The sequence below is a fragment of the Psychrobacillus sp. FSL K6-1415 genome (assembly GCF_038003185.1).
GTDB lineage: Bacteria > Bacillota > Bacilli > Bacillales_A > Planococcaceae > Psychrobacillus > Psychrobacillus psychrodurans.
Map to the genome: position 1 here is coordinate 2,329,342 of NZ_JBBOOQ010000001.1, position 19,752 is coordinate 2,349,093.

22 protein-coding genes and 1 pseudogene are annotated in these 19,752 nt (G+C 33.7%); 2 read left to right on the plus strand and 21 right to left on the minus strand.

Going from position 1 to position 19,752, the window contains the following annotated elements:
* Positions 1 to 222 precede the first annotated feature (222 nt).
* Together MKY60_RS10910 and MKY60_RS10915 are read right to left on the minus strand one after the other, a co-directional pair.
* Complete coding sequence (locus MKY60_RS10910) at positions 223 to 639, minus strand: hypothetical protein (protein ID WP_340879772.1); 417 nt, start codon at positions 637 to 639, stop codon at positions 223 to 225.
* A gap of 266 nt (positions 640 to 905) precedes the next feature.
* Positions 906 to 1,721, minus strand: a complete 816-nt coding sequence (locus MKY60_RS10915) for an undecaprenyl-diphosphate phosphatase (RefSeq protein ID WP_340879773.1) — start codon at positions 1,719 to 1,721, stop codon at positions 906 to 908.
* 926 nt (positions 1,722 to 2,647) lie between these two features.
* On the opposite strand from MKY60_RS10915, the gene MKY60_RS10920 reads away from it, so the two are divergent.
* Complete coding sequence (locus MKY60_RS10920) at positions 2,648 to 4,360, plus strand: methyl-accepting chemotaxis protein (RefSeq protein WP_340929839.1); 1,713 nt, start codon at positions 2,648 to 2,650, stop codon at positions 4,358 to 4,360.
* Positions 4,361 to 5,024: 664 nt separating this feature from the next.
* On the opposite strand, the gene MKY60_RS10925 is transcribed toward MKY60_RS10920, so the two are convergent.
* The 7 genes from MKY60_RS10925 to fosM form a co-directional block, all read right to left on the minus strand.
* Positions 5,025 to 5,657, minus strand: coding sequence for a type 1 glutamine amidotransferase family protein (locus tag MKY60_RS10925; RefSeq protein ID WP_340929840.1), 633 nt, complete (start codon positions 5,655 to 5,657; stop codon positions 5,025 to 5,027).
* A 74-nt stretch (positions 5,658 to 5,731) separates the two neighbouring features.
* Complete coding sequence (locus MKY60_RS10930) at positions 5,732 to 6,694, minus strand: helix-turn-helix transcriptional regulator (protein WP_241599673.1); 963 nt, start codon at positions 6,692 to 6,694, stop codon at positions 5,732 to 5,734.
* Positions 6,695 to 7,116: 422 nt separating this feature from the next.
* Positions 7,117 to 7,905: a lipid II flippase Amj family protein gene (locus tag MKY60_RS10935; protein ID WP_340880850.1), complete on the minus strand. Its 789-nt coding sequence runs from the start codon at positions 7,903 to 7,905 to the stop codon at positions 7,117 to 7,119.
* Positions 7,906 to 8,210: 305 nt separating this feature from the next.
* Entirely contained in the window at positions 8,211 to 8,399 is a 189-nt protein-coding gene (locus MKY60_RS10940) for a hypothetical protein (protein WP_340929841.1), read from the minus strand.
* A 521-nt stretch (positions 8,400 to 8,920) separates the two neighbouring features.
* Positions 8,921 to 9,379: a GNAT family N-acetyltransferase gene (locus tag MKY60_RS10945; protein ID WP_241599676.1), complete on the minus strand. Its 459-nt coding sequence runs from the start codon at positions 9,377 to 9,379 to the stop codon at positions 8,921 to 8,923.
* Between the two features lie 167 nt (positions 9,380 to 9,546).
* A complete protein-coding gene (locus MKY60_RS10950; protein WP_241599678.1) occupies positions 9,547 to 10,071 on the minus strand; it encodes a YfiT family bacillithiol transferase in 525 nt (174 codons plus the stop codon).
* Between the two features lie 45 nt (positions 10,072 to 10,116).
* Positions 10,117 to 10,545: a FosM family fosfomycin resistance protein gene (gene fosM / locus MKY60_RS10955; protein ID WP_445677874.1), complete on the minus strand. Its 429-nt coding sequence runs from the start codon at positions 10,543 to 10,545 to the stop codon at positions 10,117 to 10,119.
* A gap of 357 nt (positions 10,546 to 10,902) precedes the next feature.
* On the opposite strand from fosM, the gene MKY60_RS10960 reads away from it, so the two are divergent.
* On the plus strand, positions 10,903 to 11,826 hold the full coding sequence (locus MKY60_RS10960; RefSeq protein ID WP_340929842.1) for a DUF421 domain-containing protein: 924 nt from the start codon (positions 10,903 to 10,905) through the stop codon (positions 11,824 to 11,826).
* A 375-nt stretch (positions 11,827 to 12,201) separates the two neighbouring features.
* Here the strand turns inward: MKY60_RS10960 and MKY60_RS10965 are convergent, their stop codons facing one another.
* The 12 genes and pseudogenes from MKY60_RS10965 to MKY60_RS11020 form a co-directional block, all read right to left on the minus strand.
* Complete coding sequence (locus MKY60_RS10965; protein ID WP_241599810.1) at positions 12,202 to 12,813, minus strand: SAM-dependent methyltransferase; 612 nt, start codon at positions 12,811 to 12,813, stop codon at positions 12,202 to 12,204.
* 76 nt (positions 12,814 to 12,889) lie between these two features.
* Positions 12,890 to 13,225, minus strand: a complete 336-nt coding sequence (locus tag MKY60_RS10970) for a thioredoxin family protein (protein WP_340929843.1) — start codon at positions 13,223 to 13,225, stop codon at positions 12,890 to 12,892.
* A 114-nt stretch (positions 13,226 to 13,339) separates the two neighbouring features.
* A complete protein-coding gene (ytxJ, locus tag MKY60_RS10975; protein WP_241599686.1) occupies positions 13,340 to 13,666 on the minus strand; it encodes a bacillithiol system redox-active protein YtxJ in 327 nt (108 codons plus the stop codon).
* A 190-nt stretch (positions 13,667 to 13,856) separates the two neighbouring features.
* Entirely contained in the window at positions 13,857 to 14,645 is a 789-nt protein-coding gene (locus MKY60_RS10980; protein ID WP_340879784.1) for a sulfite exporter TauE/SafE family protein, read from the minus strand.
* Between the two features lie 93 nt (positions 14,646 to 14,738).
* Positions 14,739 to 15,866 (minus strand): MBL fold metallo-hydrolase, encoded by a 1,128-nt coding sequence (locus tag MKY60_RS10985; RefSeq protein ID WP_340931091.1) that lies wholly within the window; start codon positions 15,864 to 15,866, stop codon positions 14,739 to 14,741.
* 127 nt (positions 15,867 to 15,993) lie between these two features.
* The gene (locus MKY60_RS10990) at positions 15,994 to 16,389 is read right to left on the minus strand and encodes a DsrE/DsrF/DrsH-like family protein (protein ID WP_340879786.1); all 396 of its coding nucleotides are present in this window, start codon (positions 16,387 to 16,389) and stop codon (positions 15,994 to 15,996) included.
* Positions 16,390 to 16,636: pseudogene (locus tag MKY60_RS10995) on the minus strand (glutaredoxin family protein).
* A gap of 88 nt (positions 16,637 to 16,724) precedes the next feature.
* Positions 16,725 to 17,021 carry a rhodanese-like domain-containing protein gene (locus MKY60_RS11000; protein ID WP_340929845.1) on the minus strand — a complete coding sequence of 99 codons (297 nt, stop codon included), beginning with the start codon at positions 17,019 to 17,021 and terminating at the stop codon, positions 16,725 to 16,727.
* Positions 17,022 to 17,041: 20 nt separating this feature from the next.
* Positions 17,042 to 17,404, minus strand: a complete 363-nt coding sequence (locus MKY60_RS11005; protein ID WP_340929847.1) for a rhodanese-like domain-containing protein — start codon at positions 17,402 to 17,404, stop codon at positions 17,042 to 17,044.
* A gap of 67 nt (positions 17,405 to 17,471) precedes the next feature.
* Positions 17,472 to 17,699, minus strand: a complete 228-nt coding sequence (locus MKY60_RS11010) for a sulfurtransferase TusA family protein (RefSeq protein ID WP_340879789.1) — start codon at positions 17,697 to 17,699, stop codon at positions 17,472 to 17,474.
* Between the two features lie 79 nt (positions 17,700 to 17,778).
* On the minus strand, positions 17,779 to 18,039 hold the full coding sequence (locus MKY60_RS11015) for a metal-sensitive transcriptional regulator (protein ID WP_090570339.1): 261 nt from the start codon (positions 18,037 to 18,039) through the stop codon (positions 17,779 to 17,781).
* 703 nt (positions 18,040 to 18,742) lie between these two features.
* On the minus strand, positions 18,743 to 19,744 hold the full coding sequence (locus tag MKY60_RS11020; RefSeq protein WP_340929849.1) for an LLM class flavin-dependent oxidoreductase: 1,002 nt from the start codon (positions 19,742 to 19,744) through the stop codon (positions 18,743 to 18,745).
* Between the last annotated feature and the right edge of the window lie 8 nt (positions 19,745 to 19,752).

Below are 19,752 nucleotides of genomic sequence, written 5' to 3' on the forward strand. Positions count from 1 at the left end.
CTGTTCGTTATCATGTTTCAAAAAAACAAGTATTATTTTCAAACACTATATTTTGTTTAACATCTCGTTGAGGTTTACAGAATATACGATTTTCCATATTTACCTTCCAAGTCAGTAACAGCTTAAATTTGAATCTTTGCAAATATATAATTCAAGATCTTACTAGTATTGTCTTTATCTCTAAACTGAGGTTTTTAATGAGAGTGAAAGACTCTTTTTAGGTTAATATACCTTCTTCTTTCCTAATACACTAAACAGTACAACAGCGATTACGAATAAAATAAAATAATAGAAAGGATGCCATTGAGAAGTTGCCTTATTCACAAACACTGCTTTTAAATATTTTTCTCTGTTAACTTGAACAGCAATAGCTGTATCTGTTGAGATATTAATAATTTGAAAATATTGTGTACCTTTCGGATACTCATTAGAAGCATTACCATAATATTTACCAGTCATATCGTTAGGTTTTGTTTTTACTTCTCCAATACGTTTACTAAGTACACTTTCTTTAACCTCTTCGGTGGTCACTTCATATACATTTCCACTCCATACAACAAAGGGATAAGCCCAACTTAAAGCTTGGGAAGAAGATGAAACTAAAATAATCAATAAAAAGACTAATGTTATTATCTTCAAAAATCTCCCACCTATTATTGTTATTTCACTACTTACTAAAAAATCAATAAGAAACTCCTTTCTTATTGATTTAAACTATTCCATTATGTACCTTCAAAATATTCGTAAATACAATACTAATTCAACTATGTGGAACAAAAATCCTTTAATTTGCTTAAATATAAAATGTTGTATTTAGTTAACAAGAAATAAGATTCTTTATCAATAAGAAAAAAGTGCATTACTTCTTGAAGTAATGCACTCGTAAGTACAAAAACAAATATCCCTTAGAAGAAAATCAGAAGCAATGTACCTACGAAGAAACAATAATAAGTAAAATAACCTAGCTTTCCATTTTTCATAATTCCCATAAACCACTTCATTCCAAAATAGGTCATTACAAGTGTTGCAAAAAATGCCGCTAAATACGGAATTGCTAACTCTGCTTTACTCGGTTCATTCAGAAAATCTGAAAGGCCAAGAATAACCCCTCCTAGACTAACGGGAATATACAACATAAATGAAAATCGAAGTGCTGTATCTTGTTTCATACCAACTGCAACTGCTGAAATAATCGTTGCACCTGAACGACTAATCCCTGGTGTCAATGCAACAGCTTGCCCTAATCCTACAATGAAAGCATCTATAATACTTAAATTGCCCTCGCCTTTAGTACCTTTAATATTTCGAATTAACCACAAAGCAATCCCTGTAACGAAGAGCATCACTGCAATTGTTGTCATACTAATACTCTCAGCTATATAATCGCTTAATAATATCCCAAGAACACCTGCTGGAATTGTGCCGATTATAATAAAGAAAACAAAACGGAAGTCACTCTTATAACGTAGCTTTTTTGTTTTCAAGTAAAGAATTGAATTGACTGCAAGTCTTACGATATCTTTTCTGTAAATATAAAGTACTGCAAAAAGTGAAGCTGTATTTGTTAATATAGCAAAAGTAAATCCTTGTTCACCTAACCCCAAGATTTCACTTGCAATCATTACATGTCCACTAGATGACACAGGTATTGGTTCTGTAAAACCTTGAACTAGCCCAATTATTATCATTTTTACTATTAATACAATATCGAATTCTAACATTATTATCTCCTTATTAATTCTTTTTAGCACAATGCCAATTTGACCACCTATTGGTAATTTTAAATATATTAAAATAAAATCATAAAAACCATCGATTAACCTAACAGTTTTAAGGACAAGTATTACAATTTAGTAATTTTAGTCTTTAGGTAGAGAAATTAGTCTTTCCTCGAATCTTTTATTCAAAGAAACTAAATAGCCAGTTACCGGTAGAATACCGACAACTGAATGTAAAATAAATGCTAATAATACTTGCAATTTCGAAATGTTAAAGCTGCTTAATATCTATAAACCTCTCATATTAAATGTTTTCTATCTGTAATTTATTCCACAAAAAATACACTATTTATGATTATACTGATCTGCTTAAATTATTTCTATCGGGAACAGATTTAACTTCACCCTGAAGTTAAGGTCCTTTTACATACTATAATTTCAACTACTCCTAAAATTGAATTTGCTTCGTGTTCAAAAGGGAAGCGAATGCATTACTCAATATTTCAGTATGATGATCAATGATTTGTTGTGCACTTAAGGGTTTTGAATTCCATGTTCGGTGAGCATCTTTGTCAGATGTGACATTATAGCCGAGACTATATGCACGTCGACAAGTTTTATAAAAAATAAGTAATTATAGAAATTTTTATATCAAAATATCATCATCTACTTTATTAGAACTCGGTTTCTGAAATTTTCTATATTATTTCGTTAGCAAAATCATAGTATTTTTCTCACGTCGATGAAATTTTAAATGGAATTATTTGCTTTTCCAAGGATATCTATCATTATATTTAAATAGTAATTTTGATGAGGTATCATAATCACTAATGAATATTAATCTATTGGATTATAATTTCAATTGGAAATATATACTTTCTAACCGATAGTTAAATGTAGATAAAATTAAATGCAGAGGAGTATTCAATTTGAAGTTTTTAAGAAATTTAAGTATTAGCAAAAAATTATTAATTATTATTATAGCTAGTGCGTTAGGGCTTTGCTCAATAGGAACCCTTGGAATCAGCTATATAAACGAAATGGCAAAAGGTTCTAATGTTATGTATAAAGATAACCTACTACATCTAAATAAAATAATGCAAATCAGAGTAAATGCCAGAGCGAGTGATGCCTACACATTAGAAGCTCTAGTAACAAAGAACCCTGAAAGAACCAAAGAGTTAAACAATGAGATCTCATCCGCATGGGAAGAGATTGATTCAATCATCACTGAAATTGAAAAAACGGATCTAACGAAAGAGGAAATAAATTTAAATGAACAATACAAACAGCGTGCACAAGAACTTGCTAACAATAGAGATAAAGTAATGGAGCTTGCAGCAAGCAATAAAAATGAAGAGGCATATTCATTGTACATGGGTGCAGTTGAGGAAAATCGGGCTGCTGTTAATGACATTTTGAAAGAAATGCAGAAATATAACTTAGAACATGCAGATTTAATAAATAACGACAATAACGATAAAAAACAAGAAGTACTAGTTTTTGTCGCTGGTATTGCTATTGTAGTATTACTAATTTTAGTTACTTTAAGCATTATAATTACCCGTATGATAGTTCGACCAATTAAAGAAGTTAAAGGATTACTAATAGAAGCTGAAAATGGAGACTTTACAGGTAAAGGTAACTATGAATCTAAGGATGAAATTGGAGAACTTACCGCTTCCTATAACAATATGACAAATTCACTCCAAGCTGTATTCATTACTGTCCAAGACTCTTCACAACAAGTGGCATCTGCTTCTGAACAATTAAGTGCGAGTGCAGAGCAAAATAGCAATGCAAGCGAACATATTACCCTAACTGTCCAAGAACTAGCTTCGGGATCAGATAAACAGTTGGAAACAGTCGAAAATAGTTTTAGAGTTATGAAAGACATTACTAATCACACAAAAACAATTTCCAAACATACAGAGGAAATTACAAAAGACGCCCTTCAAGCATCAACACTTTCTACTGAAGGAAATAAGGCTATTCAAAAAGTAAATGAACAGATGAATTCTATTTATGAAAATGTAAATAGCTTATCTAAGGCAGTTGGAAACCTCGATGCAAGATCTAATGAAATCAGTCAGATTACTAATGTGATAACAGGAATATCAGCTCAAACTAATTTGTTAGCATTAAATGCTGCTATTGAAGCTGCCAGAGCTGGTGAACATGGCAAAGGATTCGCGGTTGTTGCCGATGAAGTAAGAAAACTAGCTGAAGAATCCACAAATTCTACTGAACAAATTTCGAACCTTATTCAATTAATTCAAAATGATACTAATTTAACTTTAAAAACAATGGAAAAAGCAGCTGAAGAAGTTCAATCCGGTCTTAATGTAGTTAATGTGGCAGGAAGTTCTTTTGAGAAAATTGAAAAAGCTGTTAACGGGGTTGTTTCACAAATAGAAGATATTTCAGATTCACTCAGGAAATTGTCAAATGGAACAATTTCGGTTAACGACTCCATTGAAAATGTGAGTAATGTTGCCCAAGAGACTTCTGCGATTACCCAGAATATATCAGCAGCAACACAAGAACAACTTGCATCGATGGAAGAAATAACATCATCATCAATGGCTCTTGCCAAATTAGCTGATGATCTACAGGTTATTATCAACCAATTTAAAATTTAATGGACTAGTTTTTATAAGAAACTAAATCATTATTTAAAATCTCCATGCTAGTTAGATTAACTCTAATGAAATGTAATTCAATTAGAGTTAATCTATGTTATTAGCATATAATTAAGAGAGTTTTGGAGTAATATTATACATTGAAAATCAAATTTATACCTCTCCCTCCAGTTCCACCAATCGATTCATCCAGGTTTAAGAAATACCTTCCAACCCTGCTCCCCAATCTATTCTCTATTTATAAAAAAGACTTTCTAACTATCACATAACAGAATAACACTATATTAGTTCCTGTAATTAACCTTGTTGGTGAAGATATGCAAAGAACGATTTAATAATAGTCGTTTTGCGATCTATAGTAGCTGGCGAAAACTTCACCTTTCTTTTTCACTTATGGACTCTCAGTTTCTAACCACTTTTTATACCTTCGTAAATGCCTCATTTCTAACGATTTGAAAAGAGAACCTCCATATATAAGAGGCGCACAATTTATTTATACTTGGGGTACAGTCAGGAAAATGCGATTTTACAACGTTAAGGAATTTTAATTAAAAGTGAAATTGGGATTTTTCACTACTCCATAAGCGTTTTTAAGTTATATTCAAAATCCATGCTTTGTCATTGTCTAAAGTAATATAAATTTGCTAAGTTGCATTTTTTTAGATCATCTATTTATTGAATCCATTAACTGGAAGAAGTATTCAGGTTTATGAGTCTTATTTAGGTTATACCATGAATGTAATGTATCTGGTGTAAATACATCTATTTTTTTCAGTACCTCCATTGCAAATTCCAGAGGAGCTATTCCTGATGCAGTAACTAAATTCACATCAGATACTGCTGATTCCAACTCATAGAACTTTTCTCCTTTATAGTTAGGACATACCATTTTAGTATATTCTAAGTTATTACTTGTATGCTTTCTAGTATCTAAGTATCCCATATTCGCGAGGCCCTCAGTTGCACCACAAATTGCAGCAACAATAGTGCCAAGCTTTAAAGCTTGCCCAATTCTTTCCAAAATAGGTTGATGAATTTCTTCACTCCAAGTAGTCCCTCCTGGTAAAATTAAAAGATCTTTACTCTCAAGAGTGCATTCCTCAAGGGAAATATCTGGTTTTATGCACATTCCTCCCATAGTAGTAATCATTTCATTATTAGCTCCTACTGTAATTACTTTTAAAGGTGCTAAATCTTTTTTGAAATATCTTCCTGTGTTTAGTTCAGCAATTAAATATCCATATTCCCAGTCCGACATTGTATTAAATACATATAGAAAAACTTTTTTTGTTTGCATCCAATAACACTCCAATCACAATTGATATAGCTATTATAATAAAACTTCCCTGACAGTTAACGTCAGGGAAGTTTTCATACTTGATGAAATTTTATTAAATCCGACAGAACTTCAATAAGTCTATTCTTTAGACTTATTGGCTCAATAACTTTAATAGATTTATTGTACGGTAAAAGTAAAAAAGGTACATATGTATGTATCATATCTTTTTCAAGAAGAAAAACTGCTTGATTTGAAGTCCTTTCTTGTAAATAATGTCCTAAAAACCAATGTTGGCAAATATCAGCCAATACGCTTTTATCCCCACTAATAACCAAAGAAATAATCCCTTCCTTATCCTCTATAGTTGGAATAAGATTTTTTATAAAAAAGTCACGTGCTGAAAAATTTTCTGGCCGGTTAAACTTATTTTCAGTTAGCATTAGACTTTCAATTCGATCTACTCTAAAACTACGGATATCATTCCTTAGATGACAAAATCCAATCACATACCACTTATTATTCCAATAGATAATTCTGTACGGATCGACCAATCGATAATTTAATCGCTTTTCGCCACTTTTATGATAAAGAATTTTTACTGAGAACCCGTCAGCTACGGCCTGCTCCAACTCCTTCAAAAATGGTTCCATAGAGAGTGAACTTAATCGACTTATTACTTCAAGACTAGTTAGATGTTGGTTTATCTTTGTTTCCTGCTCTTGATTTGAGTATTTACTTAGTTTTGAAATGGCCCTATTTAGTGCTTCACCTCCATAATATCCGGCTTCTTCTGCAAAAACAGCAGCGTGAAATAGTGAAGTTTGCTCCTCAAAATCAAAAAAAAGAGGAGCCTCAATAAAATTGTTCAATAAAGTGTATCCACCGTTATGTCCTGGTTCCGAAATTATAGGTACGCCACTTGTTGAAATTGTATCAATATAACGATACACAGTCCTTATATTCATCTCTAACTTTTCTGAAATTTGTTTTGCAGTAATTTTTTCACCTGAACGAAGCATCCATAGAATTGCTAACATATTGTCAATTTTAGGCATATAATTCCACCTCTATATGAGATTTATTTTCTATTATATATTTCCGGTTTTTGGTATAAACTCATCAATTGTTCCTTTCCCATAGATTTCTATATAATATTTACATCTAGATTTGTTACTTTTGTTCATTCTAGTGATTCTTCTCCACATTCTAGCGATTCTTCCATACATTCTAGCGATTCTTCCACACATTCTAGTGATTCTTCTCCACATTCTAGCGATTCTTCCACACATTCTAGTGATTCTTCCCTACACAGGTGCTTTACCAGATTTGGACTCCGCTTCTTAATTCTTTATGATTTATTCCCTATCGTGTGTGAATTGGAAAGGGAATATAGGTTCCTGATCTATTATTATTTGATTTTCAGATTTCTTCATTATTAAAAAAATAGCTTTACTCATCCTAAAATATTTTTCTTAAACTACATAAGGAACTGCGTAAACCATGCTATATATTTTGCACCAGGTATGAATAAGACCTGCGCTAACAATGTACCTAACAGTCTTGAGGTAACCATCATAATAGAGGCGCTTTTTAATGTTACATAGTTCCCTTTTTTGTTGATCACATCATCCGCGAGGATTGAAATTTTAGGGTCAATAAATACAATCAGCAAGATTGTAGCTATACCATTTATTAAACCCGACGCCATAACGGCAGTTGTTGCTCGTTCAGGTGTCAGCAAAGCTGCATATAGTGCTGATAATACTCCGATAGTATAAATTGCTGTAATTAATATATTAATGCAAAACAATTTAATAGGTATATCTCGCCAATTCATATCTTTCAAATAAGTATATCTCGGTAAGTGAATATGCTTTTTTGCACGTTTAAAATATGATAACGTAAATCCTTTTTTCAATAACGCTGGAATTGAACCTCGTTCTTCTGCTAAGTGAATGATTGCCCTCGAAAAAACAGCAATAAACGTCGGTAACAAAAGTAAACCTATTACTGTCCCTAATGTTGCAGAACCAATTAGAATTCGATACTGGCTCTCCACAAATTCCAAAGAATTTACTTTTGGTGCATTATCAATTAAACTTCCCGTAAAAGGTTGTTGCATCATATTTGCTAGCCTTGAAACCATTACCATCACATTAAATAAGGAAAGTGCAGATGCTAAAAGTTTCACTCTTGCCCCTGACAAACGTACTGAATAAGCTAACGTTTCGATTGAATGAATAACTAAGATAAATAATGCAATCATTACTAATTGCGCTGTGAAAAATTCCAAGTACACTACCTACTCCACTTTTAATTGTATTAATTAGATTCCGATTTCGTGTTCCTATTTCCCACTTACTTTATAGAAACGATTAGAATTAAATATTGTTTCAATTTTTTTATATCGTACAATACTCAACATTTTATAAAATAATTCTTTTTTGCAGTGTCTTTTTCCGTAAATTCCCATCCAATTTTAATAAGATCTATATGACAACTTTAGTCGAACAAAAAAAGAGCTGCATAAGCAACCCAACGATCTTTAATCTCATATCAGAGTTCGCGAATTTAAAACGGTCCATTTTGATGGTTATACCGTTCAACTTCTCGTAGAGAATCAGCTTCAGCAATGTTTTGGTTTAAAGACTTTTCTTGTTCTTTTAAATTATATTTCCTCCCAGTCAAAACATCCACAAGATAACTGCCTATTATTAATGCTCCAATTGAGGTCCAAAAAATCCACATCACCCAATGCATGAATTTTCAGTCCATTTCATTTCAGCCATCGCTTCCATCTCCCTTTTTCGTTGAGAACTGCAATACATTATAATACGGTCTTGGATTAAATAAGTTTCAATAATTCCACTTTTCTGAATTAATATTTTATTTTATTGCCAGTTCGATTTAAAGTCTATATCACTTTTTGAATTTCTTAGGAACTTATTCAAATAACTCGCTACTTTAGTTCAGTAATTTAATGGCGGGTTACCTCTAACAGGAACTATAGTTTTGAACGAGAATAATAATCGAATAGCACATATACTTTTACCTTTTCACTTTTGATAACTTTTTAATCATCACAACTTCTTAGTTATTAGAAAGAAAAAAGTCTTTACTCTTCTTGATGTAAAGACTTTCTATTGAATAGTAAGTAAATATTACTTTTTAAATACAATAGTACACGAGTAAAATTAAAAATGATAAATTTTGAGTACTTCATTATTTCATAATAACTTTGTAGATTGTTTAATAATTCATTTCTAATAGGGGAGAATTCTCTAAAGTAAATTCAATGTCATAAACAGACTATTTGGGTCATCTGTATATTTATCAAAAGGCTCACAGTATGTAAAGCCGAAGCTTTCATATAGCTTGCGAGCTGGTTGGAATGCCTCCATAGATCCTGTTTCAAGGCTCAATCTTGAATAGCCACGCATTTTAGCTTCATTAATGATATGCTTTAATATGGCTCTAGCAACGCCCTTTTTCAAATGTATCTCTGCTGTTCGCATGGACTTTACTTCTCCATGTTTGAACGTTAGTTCTTTTAAAGCACCACACCCCATAATTTCGTCATTTTCCCAGGCACTATAAAAAGTAATTTCATTTTGCTTGAGCCCTGCCACATTTAACGCATGTATACTTTCAGAAGGTGAGTTTTCAGCCATACCTGCTAAGTGTGTGCTAATTAGTTCAATAGTTCTTTTATCAGTCAAGTCATCTAGTTTAATTTTCAATATTATATACCATCCTCTGCTGTTATTTTTAAAAACAATATATTCAAGCGTAACTCTACCAATAAATTAAATAATCATTTTCGTATTGCAACCAAACTGCTGCTTTAGTTCTTAATGAAAGGTATTACTCCTTTTTGTAGTAAATCACCAGAATTTTATTATAAAATTCAATGCCACCCTTTACGATTACACAAAGTAGTAATTTGTGCTAGATGGTGTTTCCCATGCCAAGCATAGATTCCTATACTCTTACCTAATGTTACTTCACCTGAATCTGGATGAATAAATGTCTTATCCAAATCGGCAGAAGTTAAATTACGTAATAGGTTGGTCCAACGTTTATGCAACGTTTCTAGAAGTAAAAGTGAAGTATCGATTGGCATTTTATAATCAGCTAGTTCCGCCCATTTCGTTTCAATATATGGTTTAATTACGGGATTTTCTTCCGTAAGTGCCAATTTAAAACGAACGTAGGCATTCATATGGCTATCTGCAATGTGATGTATTACTTGACGAACAGTCCATCCTCCAGAACGATAGGCTGTATCAAGCTGTTCACTATCTAAGTCTTTTACAGTATCTCTTAATAATCTGGGCAAGTCTTCAATATCATTTATCCATTCACTAGTAACGCTATTAGTAATTTCACCATCAAACTGAAAAATGCCTATAGGGTATTTCGTATCCATCAACAATTCCTCCTATATCGAACCCTTTAATTTTAACAAAATAGCACTTCAATCAAAAAAATCCATTTGTTTCTTATCCTGTTTATAGTAATCTAGCCTATCTTGTAAAGTACCTGTATGGAATTCAAACTTATGACCATCTGGATCAGTAAAATAAATAGACTTTTTGTCTTTTTCCACTCGTTGACGACCTGGTAGGATATTTACATTCAAATTCTCTAGTCTCTCAAACATATTATCGAATTCTGTTTCATTTATTGAAAATGCGATATGAGTGTAAGATTGACTTATTTCATTACGAGGAATATCTTTCTCTTCATTTAGTGCTAGCCATATTCCATTTAAGTCAAAATAAGCAGTACTTCTACCTTTAACTAACAACTTTGCATCAAATACATTTTGATAGAACGCAATAGAATTGTCTAAATTTGAAACTGAAAATAAAAAATGATTGAGACCTTTTACAGACACGTTCATCACCTCATAGTTTTTTCTTAATATTCACATTATCATACAAGTTAATATGACTGTCACTAGACAATTTAAAAATTGGAGATATTAAGTGAAAAAAAGTGAGATATCATTTCAAATAAAGCAAGCTACTGATAATCAAACTACAAATATATTACCTGCTGCTTTTCTGCATTTTCTGTTTTTTTTATTTCGTATTTAAAAGCCTTTAATTAAAAATCCAAGACAATACTTCCTTAAATGAAAAGTAAGATAGGCTTTATGTTTTCACTCATTTCTACATAGATTTCAAATGTCGAAGTGTTTATTACAACAAATAATTCTCTATATCACACTCTTCCTATTATTTTAATAAGAGGTAACGTGAACTACAGCAAAAATGGTGAAAATTTTCACAGAATGGGTATAGGATTATATAGCAGAAGAGAACGGTTGATGGAAGATCCTAATGATTTTAAGGAGCGTCCTTCTACAGGTTCTCAATTAATGAACATTAATATTACTGGAGTGTTTACGACACTATATTGTCAATTAGCACGAGAAAATATTAGAAGTAAGAAAAGCAGAGGAGTGGAATTGATGACATATGTGGATATTGGATTGAAGTTGTTTTTTGGGTTGATTGCTCTATTAATTGTGACGCGTTTATTGGGGAAAAAAGAAATGTCACAGCTCACCCCCTTTGATTTTATTTATTCTCTTGTACTTGGTGGGATATTAGAAGAAAGTATCTATGATGACAAAGTTTCAGCTCTTCAAGTATGGTTCGCCGTCGCGGTATGGGGAGTGTTGTTGTTTATCATTGAAAAACTGTCGAAGCGCTTTGACAAAATAAGGGTTCTTCTAAAAGGAGAAACTTCAATATTAATCAGAAATGGCGAATTCAACGTAAAAGAATTGGAAGCAAATCATTTAGAAATGGAGCAATTACGAATCATGCTACGACAGCAAGGAGTCTTCTCTCTTAGGGAAGTTTGCGATTTGTACTTGGAACCTGGAGGTACGGTCAGCTTAAAAAAATACGCTAAATTTGATATGGTCACTCCAACTATGCTCAATTTAAAGCCCGAAGAAGAGTCCCTCAATTTTCTATTTATAGATGAAGGGGAAATTAATGAAGAAATTCTAAGATACACGGGCAAGTCAAAGGAATGGCTCTATGAGGAACTGCATCAGGAAGGATATACTAGCATTCACGATATTCTGTATGCGGAATGGTCTGAAACAGAGGGGTTTTTCGTCAAAGTCTATAGGGATAACAATGACGATATACGAAAAGGAAATTAAAATGGTAGAAACAATCATCTTTGTATAGGAAACTATATCAACCTCGTTTTTCAGTCATTTTTTGTTCACCTTCTTCCTCTTGTGAAAAAAATGCCAAGTGTTAATATTAGAATTGATCTAGAATATTTCAAAGGTAAACAACACTGTTCTATTTATGAACAGTGTTGTTTACAATATAACTAATTATTTCATAAGAACTATGTCTATTCCTGATATAAGTGACCTATTGCATCATTTCAAACTGCTGCACCATGAAGTCGTAATTCATTGCACCCATCGTGTTAAATTGAATGCGACCATTAGTGCCAATCATATAGGAAGTTGGACAAGCCATAACCTTATATTCATTGGAGACAGCACGTTATCTTACTCACTTTAATTCTGTAACTTCCCCGGCTTTTGCCCAACAAATTGGATAACATGCGACACGCCATTATGAAGTTCTCCTTCTTGACGTACAACCTCTCCCATGAAAAAGTGAACAATACGCCATTCAGCAAAAATTTTCAAAAACTCATCCGGTTTGTATAGAAAATTTAGATCTTGCGGTCCACCACTCTTATAAGGAAGCTGATGATGTGAATACACCTCTGTTAGGAAATAACCTCCAGGCTTTATAACCTCTTTCACACCTAGAAGAGTTTTTTGTCGTAGCTCTGCAGGGAAGTGACCAAAAATACAAACAATTTCATCCCATTTAGTTTCACTCCAGTTTGCTTCGTTTAAATCTACAAGCTCAGTCTTAACCACTACCCCACGTTCATCTGCGAGTTTATTTGTTTTTGCTAGCCCTGATTCCGCATAATCCCATGCCGTGACTTTCATTCCCTGCTCCGCTAAGTAAACCGCATTACGCCCTTCCCCTTCTGCTATGGCCAGAGCCTCGCCCGAAATTTTTATTTTCTTCTGAAATTCCTTCAAAAAAGCATTCGGTTCCTTACCATAAACATAATCCTCTGTTTGAAAACGTATATTCCAATGATTCATCATTTAATCACCCTTTCATATGCTTTGAATCCATAACTGCTAAGAGAAATATTTATAAAAACTGAATGAACCAAAATCAATCTGATTTCTCAACAATCATGTTATAAACTTTACTTATCTTTTCATGCAAAGATTGCATTTGAACAAACCGTGCTTCCCTTATAATTTCTTTACCTTCTACAAATAAAATTAGTGCAGGTACAGTAAGAACTGAAAGACGTCCAGCTATTTCTTCGACATGATCTGCATTTATATGCCCTAAATGTATTAGTGGAAATTCTTTCAGTAAATCCTTAAGCTGAGGCAGTATAGCGTGACATACTCCACAATTAGTTCTTGATACATATAAGAAACTAAACTGATGATCCTCCATGAACTTTTCAACTGCGGTGACCGATGTTAATGTAACCATATCTTCTCCTTTCTTCTCAGAGGATTAATTTTGTGATTCTCAGTTTCTAGTAATATTTTATTCCCCCCCATAAAAGAGCTGACCTAATTCTTGAACAGTCGTAGGGGCTAGTAATCAAACATACGTATTAATTGCCTCGTTTAATAGTAACTTCTTTATTTTGTAGTGAGTAGCCTGCCAAATTCCTTTTCCATCTTTCAAGATTAGAAGTTGAGGGGATTCATGCTTCACCCTGAGATCTTTTTCTATCGAATTTGAAACAGTTCTGTCCTCCTGTACAATAACTATGTATTTAGGAAGTTCTGTTTCAAGCGCTTGTACTACCTTCATAGCTGATAAACTGCTTTGGCATGTCTTGCTGAATTTAAATAGAAGAAAAGGCTGTTCTTTTGACTTTTCCAATAACTCTCGCCAAGCTTCTATTGATTTAATCCGTTTCATATGTGGTTTAACCTCCAACATTCCATTTAGCGGCGAATGGACTGCGTGCAAAGTGCCGCCTAAGCAGCTAGTTTAGACCCTGTGCTCATTTAATCACCATTGCTGAATTTCTTTTTTTATATCATTAGGTGCCTTGTTAGTATAAGGAAATTATGCCTTTCAATTAATGTCTTTTCCATAACACAGCTTATTAATTGTTAAAAAATAATATATCTAACCAAATTTTAATTGCCGTTACAAATATTAATATTGCTAAAATCATTTGTAACACTTTTGTATTTGCCTTTTTTCCAACCATAGCCCCAAGTGGTGCGGCAAGTAAGCTAGCAACCACCATGATAAGTGATGGTAAGAGTTCCACTTGGCCAGTCGATACTTTTCCAGCGATGGAACCTATTGACGAAATAAGTGTTATCGCTAAGGAAGAAGCAATTGTCATTCTTGTAGGTATTTTTAAAACGGTTAGCATGATTGGTACTAACAAAAATGCTCCGCCTGCACCAACAATACCTGCCCCGACTCCAACGATTAATGCTAGCAATGCAGCAAGCCATTTGTTAAACCTGATTTGACCAATGGGTATGTCATCAAGTCCTTTTTTAGGTATTAACATCATGATGACCGCAATAATTGCCAAAATTCCATATACGAAATTGATTCCACTTTCAGGCATTTGCGTAGAACCTAATCCCCCAAAGAAACTACCGATTATAATACTAGTACCCATGTAAACAATCAATTTCTTATTTAAAAATTCACCTTTTCGATAAGTATAGACTCCACCAATCGTAGCAAAAAATACTTGGATGGCAGTTATTCCTGACACTTCATGGGCTGTAAACTGGGCAACACCAAGTACAGAAGGGATATACAACAGCAACGGATAATTAATAATGGATCCACCTATTCCTAACATTCCAGAAATAAACGAGCCTATCAATCCAATGAAGAAGATGGTAACAATAAAACCTATATCCATTTTCCTCCTCCTTTTAAAAAGGGAACCTGTTTCGGCTCCCTCTTTGATCCCTTGAAATTCTTTTGAAACAACCTTATCAGCATCTGATTATTTTTAACGAACCGAACAACGATTTGGTCCAATTTCCATATCACGTTGTTTTTCTTCATCAGGGTTCAATATCCCCATATTCGTTTCTCGAATCTCTTGATATGCATTTGGCTGGGGCGGTAAATTTTCAGTCACAAGCTTTCTAAATTCATTTTCATCTTCTATATTTAGCCCATGATTTGTTTCGTAGAGCGTACTTAACTTTTCAGATACACTTCCATCTGCATTTAATTCTTCGATGATCATAAAGTGTGCTGGTAAAACGATTAGCTCCCCAGATAATGCTCTGTATCTTGCGTAGAGACTTTCTCTTAAATCTTTGACCCAGTCTTCTGCTAAACCGGCAAGGTCTGGTCTACCAATTGAATCGATAAATAAAATATCCCCAGATAGTAAGAACTTTTCATCCACAACAAAGGATGTTGACCCAATTGTGTGACCTGGAGAATATAATGCATGAATATTTATAGAAGTATTACCAATTGTCACTTCATTTCCATCTTCTAATGGCTCATATTCAAATGTTATATCTACAGCATCTTTCGGTGGGAGCCAATAGGTTGCGCTTGTTTTCTCAGCAAGCTTTCTTCCACCAGAAATATGATCGGCATGTAGATGTGTATCAAATACATGTGTAACTTTTACACCAATACGTTCTGCAAATTCAAGATAGATATCCGTAGTTCTTGCCGAATCGATAATAGCTGCCTCACCGTTTGAGACGATCATGTAAGACAAGCACCCCTTACCAATACGTACAAACTGATAAATCTCTCCACCATCTTTTAGATCCCCCACTTTAACAGGTGATAAATGTTCACTCCATGCTTTCATTCCACCGTCTAGGGATGAAACAGAAAGTCCCGCCTCAGTTAGCATCTCCGCAACCATAATAGATGAGCGCCCTTTTGCACAAACGACTAGTACATCTTTATCAGCAGGAATCTCATCCAGGATTCCTTCCACACCATCCATTAAATCGAAGTATGGAACATTTAGATAAACAAAGTTTTCACCTTCGATTTTCCAGTCTGCGAAATCTGTTGTATTTCGAACATCTAAAATAAATAGTTCTTCTTTGTTAACTATTTTTTTAGTTACTTCTATTGAATCCATAGCTTTTATATCCATAGCTTTTATATCCATACCTTTACCTCCTAGGGTATATAATTTTCAAAAAAATAAAATATTCAAGTTATAACTGCGTCATTATTTCAACTTTACCTCTTTAGAAATAGAAGACTTCTACTGAATGAAGTTAAAATGTCAATGTTACATCCGCGTCTTTAGCAAATTCTAAAAATGTGACAGCACCGCCTACTTCAATTCCATCTATAAAATCCTCTTCATCTAATCCCATAACATCCATTGTCATTTGACAGCCAATGAATCTAACACCCATTTCTTTTGCCATAGCAAGCAAATCTGGGATGGCTGGAACATTAGCTTTCGTAAATCCTTCAGCAAAATGCTCTTTTCCTTCCGGCATCGGAAGTTGCTGATTAGCCTCTTTGTGGATTAAGTTTAGGCCTTCGAATGTGAAGAAAATAGCTACTTCTTGATCTGTTGCTGCAGCTGCAGTTGCGATATTAAACACTTTGTATGCATCAAATAATCCACCATTGCTTGCGATAATTGCTACTTTTTTATTCATTTATTTTTCCCCCCGATTTCTTAATGCGATCATGATATTATTTGGATCAAAGCCTATAATCCATTGACCATTCACTTCAGTTTGTGGTACGCCCATTTTGCCCCGTCGTTTTTACAAGTCTTTGCATAACTTCAGGTTGTGTTTCAACATTCACTTCATTGAAAGAGATGTTTTGTTCTGATAAAAAGTTCTTTAACATGACACAATACGGGCATTGTGTTGTTGTGTAAACTGTTACTGAATTCATTTTCAAATCTCTCCTCACTCATTATTTATAAATCCTTTTCATACCTCAACTTTAATACGGGCATGGGTATTAAAATTATTAAAAAATTTTACTCTATCTTGCCCTCCCAAGAAAGCATGCCACCTTGCATATTGATCACTTTGTGACCTTGGTCTTCAAGGAATTGTGTTACACGGCCACTTCTTCCTCCTGAACGGCAAACTATGATATATTCTTTTGATTTATCTAATTCATGCATACGAAATTCGACTAATCCTAATGGAATGTTTATTGCTCCAGGAATTTTCCCTTCTGCTACTTCATCTACCTCGCGCACATCGATGATATTTAATAGCTTTACTTCATTAATGAAAGCCTCTACTTCTTTTGCAGTCATTTCTTTCATTGTAAGTCCCCCTTATTCTACTATTTCCAGTTGCTCATGCCGCCTTTTACATTTGTCACTTTTGTAAAGCCTATTTTTTGGAGCATCTTACTGGCTTTTTGGCTCCTCATTCCACTTTGGCAAATGATAATCACTTCTTTTTCCTTTGAAAGCTCCTTCTCCGCTTTCTTAGAGAGTTGATGGAGAGGAATATTTTTAAAGCCTTTAATGTGATTTCCTTTAAATTCTCCAAGTGTTCGTACATCAACAAATTGTTTATTTTTGTTATTTAACTCCTCTTTTAAATCAGTTGTTGAAATATGCCTAACACCTTTTGTTGGTAGAACGCGTTGTAAGATGAAAAGCAATATAAGACCAATAACGATGTAAGTTACGTATTCCAAATCTTTACCACCTTTATAGACATATTTATTTACCCCATAGGGTATAAATTTGTATAAAACAATAGAATTAGCCCTTTTTAATCCAAAACTTTAATACATCATTTTCTTCCTCATGTTTCAGAAGCTCGTGCCCACCAGATTTAGCCCAGGCAGGAAAGTCGTTTTTAGCTCCCTTATCTGTTGTATGAACCTCTAGTATTTGACCCCCTTCAAGTTCATTTATGGACATTCTACTTTTTACGATTGGCATTGGGCATGCTAATCCTTTTGCATTTAATACTTTATCAGCATTCATTTTTATTCCTCCTTTTCTTTTTACAATTACCCCTACGGGTATAATAACGAAAGAAAAAAAAGATGTCAACCCTTGAGTTTCATCTGCTTTTTACAAGCAAGTTGACAGCTTCTTTAATCATTTCATCTGTTTTTTCTCCATTTACTCCGGCTTCTTGGACACATTCAACTAAGTTTGAACTCACTATCACTCCAATTGTTCTGTCTACTGCTGAGCGAACAGCTGACAACTGCGTAATGACTTCTTTACAATCTTTGTTTTCTTCCATCATTTTCAAGATTCCCCGAAGTTGACCTTCCATACGCTTCACTCTGTTTTTCATTTGATCATTGTATTCCATGGAATTCTCCTCCCTATTTATCACAAAACTACTGACAAGCTGTATGATATACCCTCTCTGGTATATTGTCAATATTGGAAAATGAGCCTACTCTATTGATGACAATGGATAATTTGCATATTCGTTTAAGTCTTACAGAAATCTATCTAATATATAATAAAATAGAAATTTGTATCTGAGAAGATAACAACCGTCACCACTCATTTTATAGTTATGAATTATGTATGTTTCATGAGTTTTTATAACGAAAAATAAGATTGATGATAAGTGCATTGTTTAAGAAAGGTAATAAAAGCAAAAATATAATATCTTAATTTAACTTGATTTACTTTGATTGTATACCATCAATCACTCCGTTATCCTCTAATTTTGCAGCCCTATCTGAAGGGTTTTTAAAGTCAAATAAACTTTGCCAATATCCAAAACTATAGTGGTATTAAGGGCTCATTAAATCCATGGTTGTATAAGAACTCAAGCCACTGTGATTGCACATCCTAAACACAAGATATTTGGTATCTATTGTTTTATCAAGCCTAAAAATACGAAGATGAAGGTTCTTGCATAAAGTGGAAAAAGTTTTTGGGGAAACACTTGTTTTACGGCTTTCGAATAATTTGAAAAAGCACATCAATAAAATCATTGATGTGCTTTCAGCATTGGTAGGTGACTTCAACTGTGTAATATTCTAATGCAGCTCTATTGTTCATTCAAATAGCTCATCCACTACTTTTTTTAATATATCATAAGAATGAATTTCCTTTTTCGATTCGTAAATATTAGAAATCACGATGATTTCATCTACTTGATACGTCTGTTGGAATTCAATTAAATCACGACGAATTGTTTTTGCATCACCCATGATTGTATAGCCTAACCGATGATGAAGAATCTCTAGTTCATCTTGTGATAACGATTCAAGGAAGTTTTTAGTTGGTGGAATCAGCTGTCTTAAATTATTTGTGTAAATATCAATATATACCTGCAAATGACTTGCAGAAATAAATGTTGCCTCTTCCATTGAATCTGCTGCAATCACATTAATACAAGCTATCACATAAGGCTCTTGTAGATAAGCAGAAGGTTGGAAATTTTCTCGATATATAGTGATCGTTTCTGCCATCGCATGAGGAGTAAATTGAGCACCAAATACATAAGGTAGCCCAAGTTTTGCAGCGATTTTAGCTGAACCCGTGGAGGAGCCTAATATAAAAACTGGTACATTAGTTCCAACACCTGGATAAGCGCGTACCTCTCCTTGCACACTCACTTCCCCTACAAAACGCAAAATATCTTGTACCTCTCTTTCAAAGAAAAATACCCCATTATGATTCGAACGACGAATCACATCGGCAGTTTTTTGATCTGTTCCAGGCGCACGCCCAAGTGCTAAATCTACACGATTTGGATACAATGTTTCTAGTGTTCCAAACTGCTCGGCTACTACTAATGGGGAATGATTTGGGAGCATAACACCTCCCGAACCTACGCGAATGTTTTTTGTATTTGCTAGTATATGTTGTACAATCGAAACGGTGGCAGCACTTGCATAAGCATCGTGATTATGATGCTCCGCAAACCAAATCCGGTTATAGCCCATTTTATCTACAGCTTTGGCTAATAATACTGCAGTATCAATTCCTTGCTTCATTGTTTCTCCTTGTCTTAACGGGGCAACTGATAAAACAGATATATCAAATTTTTTCATAATTTCAC

Coding starts and splice junctions, on each gene's coding strand:
- MKY60_RS10915 (WP_340879773.1), bottom strand. CDS start 1,721: ATGTTAGAATTCGATATTGTATTAATAGTAAAAATGATAATAATTGGG.
- MKY60_RS10925 (WP_340929840.1), bottom strand. CDS start 5,657: ATGCAAACAAAAAAAGTTTTTCTATATGTATTTAATACAATGTCGGAC.
- MKY60_RS10930 (WP_241599673.1), bottom strand. CDS start 6,694: ATGCCTAAAATTGACAATATGTTAGCAATTCTATGGATGCTTCGTTCA.
- MKY60_RS10935 (WP_340880850.1), bottom strand. CDS start 7,905: ATGATTGCATTATTTATCTTAGTTATTCATTCAATCGAAACGTTAGCT.
- MKY60_RS10940 (WP_340929841.1), bottom strand. CDS start 8,399: ATGCATTGGGTGATGTGGATTTTTTGGACCTCAATTGGAGCATTAATA.
- fosM (WP_445677874.1), bottom strand. CDS start 10,545: ATGAACGTGTCTGTAAAAGGTCTCAATCATTTTTTATTTTCAGTTTCA.
- MKY60_RS10965 (WP_241599810.1), bottom strand. CDS start 12,813: ATGAATCATTGGAATATACGTTTTCAAACAGAGGATTATGTTTATGGT.
- MKY60_RS10970 (WP_340929843.1), bottom strand. CDS start 13,225: ATGGTTACATTAACATCGGTCACCGCAGTTGAAAAGTTCATGGAGGAT.
- ytxJ (WP_241599686.1), bottom strand. CDS start 13,666: ATGAAACGGATTAAATCAATAGAAGCTTGGCGAGAGTTATTGGAAAAG.
- MKY60_RS10980 (WP_340879784.1), bottom strand. CDS start 14,645: ATGGATATAGGTTTTATTGTTACCATCTTCTTCATTGGATTGATAGGC.
- MKY60_RS10985 (WP_340931091.1), bottom strand. CDS start 15,866: ATGGATATAAAAGCTATGGATTCAATAGAAGTAACTAAAAAAATAGTT.
- MKY60_RS10990 (WP_340879786.1), bottom strand. CDS start 16,389: ATGAATAAAAAAGTAGCAATTATCGCAAGCAATGGTGGATTATTTGAT.
- MKY60_RS11000 (WP_340929845.1), bottom strand. CDS start 17,021: ATGAAAGAAATGACTGCAAAAGAAGTAGAGGCTTTCATTAATGAAGTA.
- MKY60_RS11010 (WP_340879789.1), bottom strand. CDS start 17,699: ATGAATGCTGATAAAGTATTAAATGCAAAAGGATTAGCATGCCCAATG.
- MKY60_RS11015 (WP_090570339.1), bottom strand. CDS start 18,039: ATGGAATACAATGATCAAATGAAAAACAGAGTGAAGCGTATGGAAGGT.
- MKY60_RS11020 (WP_340929849.1), bottom strand. CDS start 19,744: ATGAAAAAATTTGATATATCTGTTTTATCAGTTGCCCCGTTAAGACAA.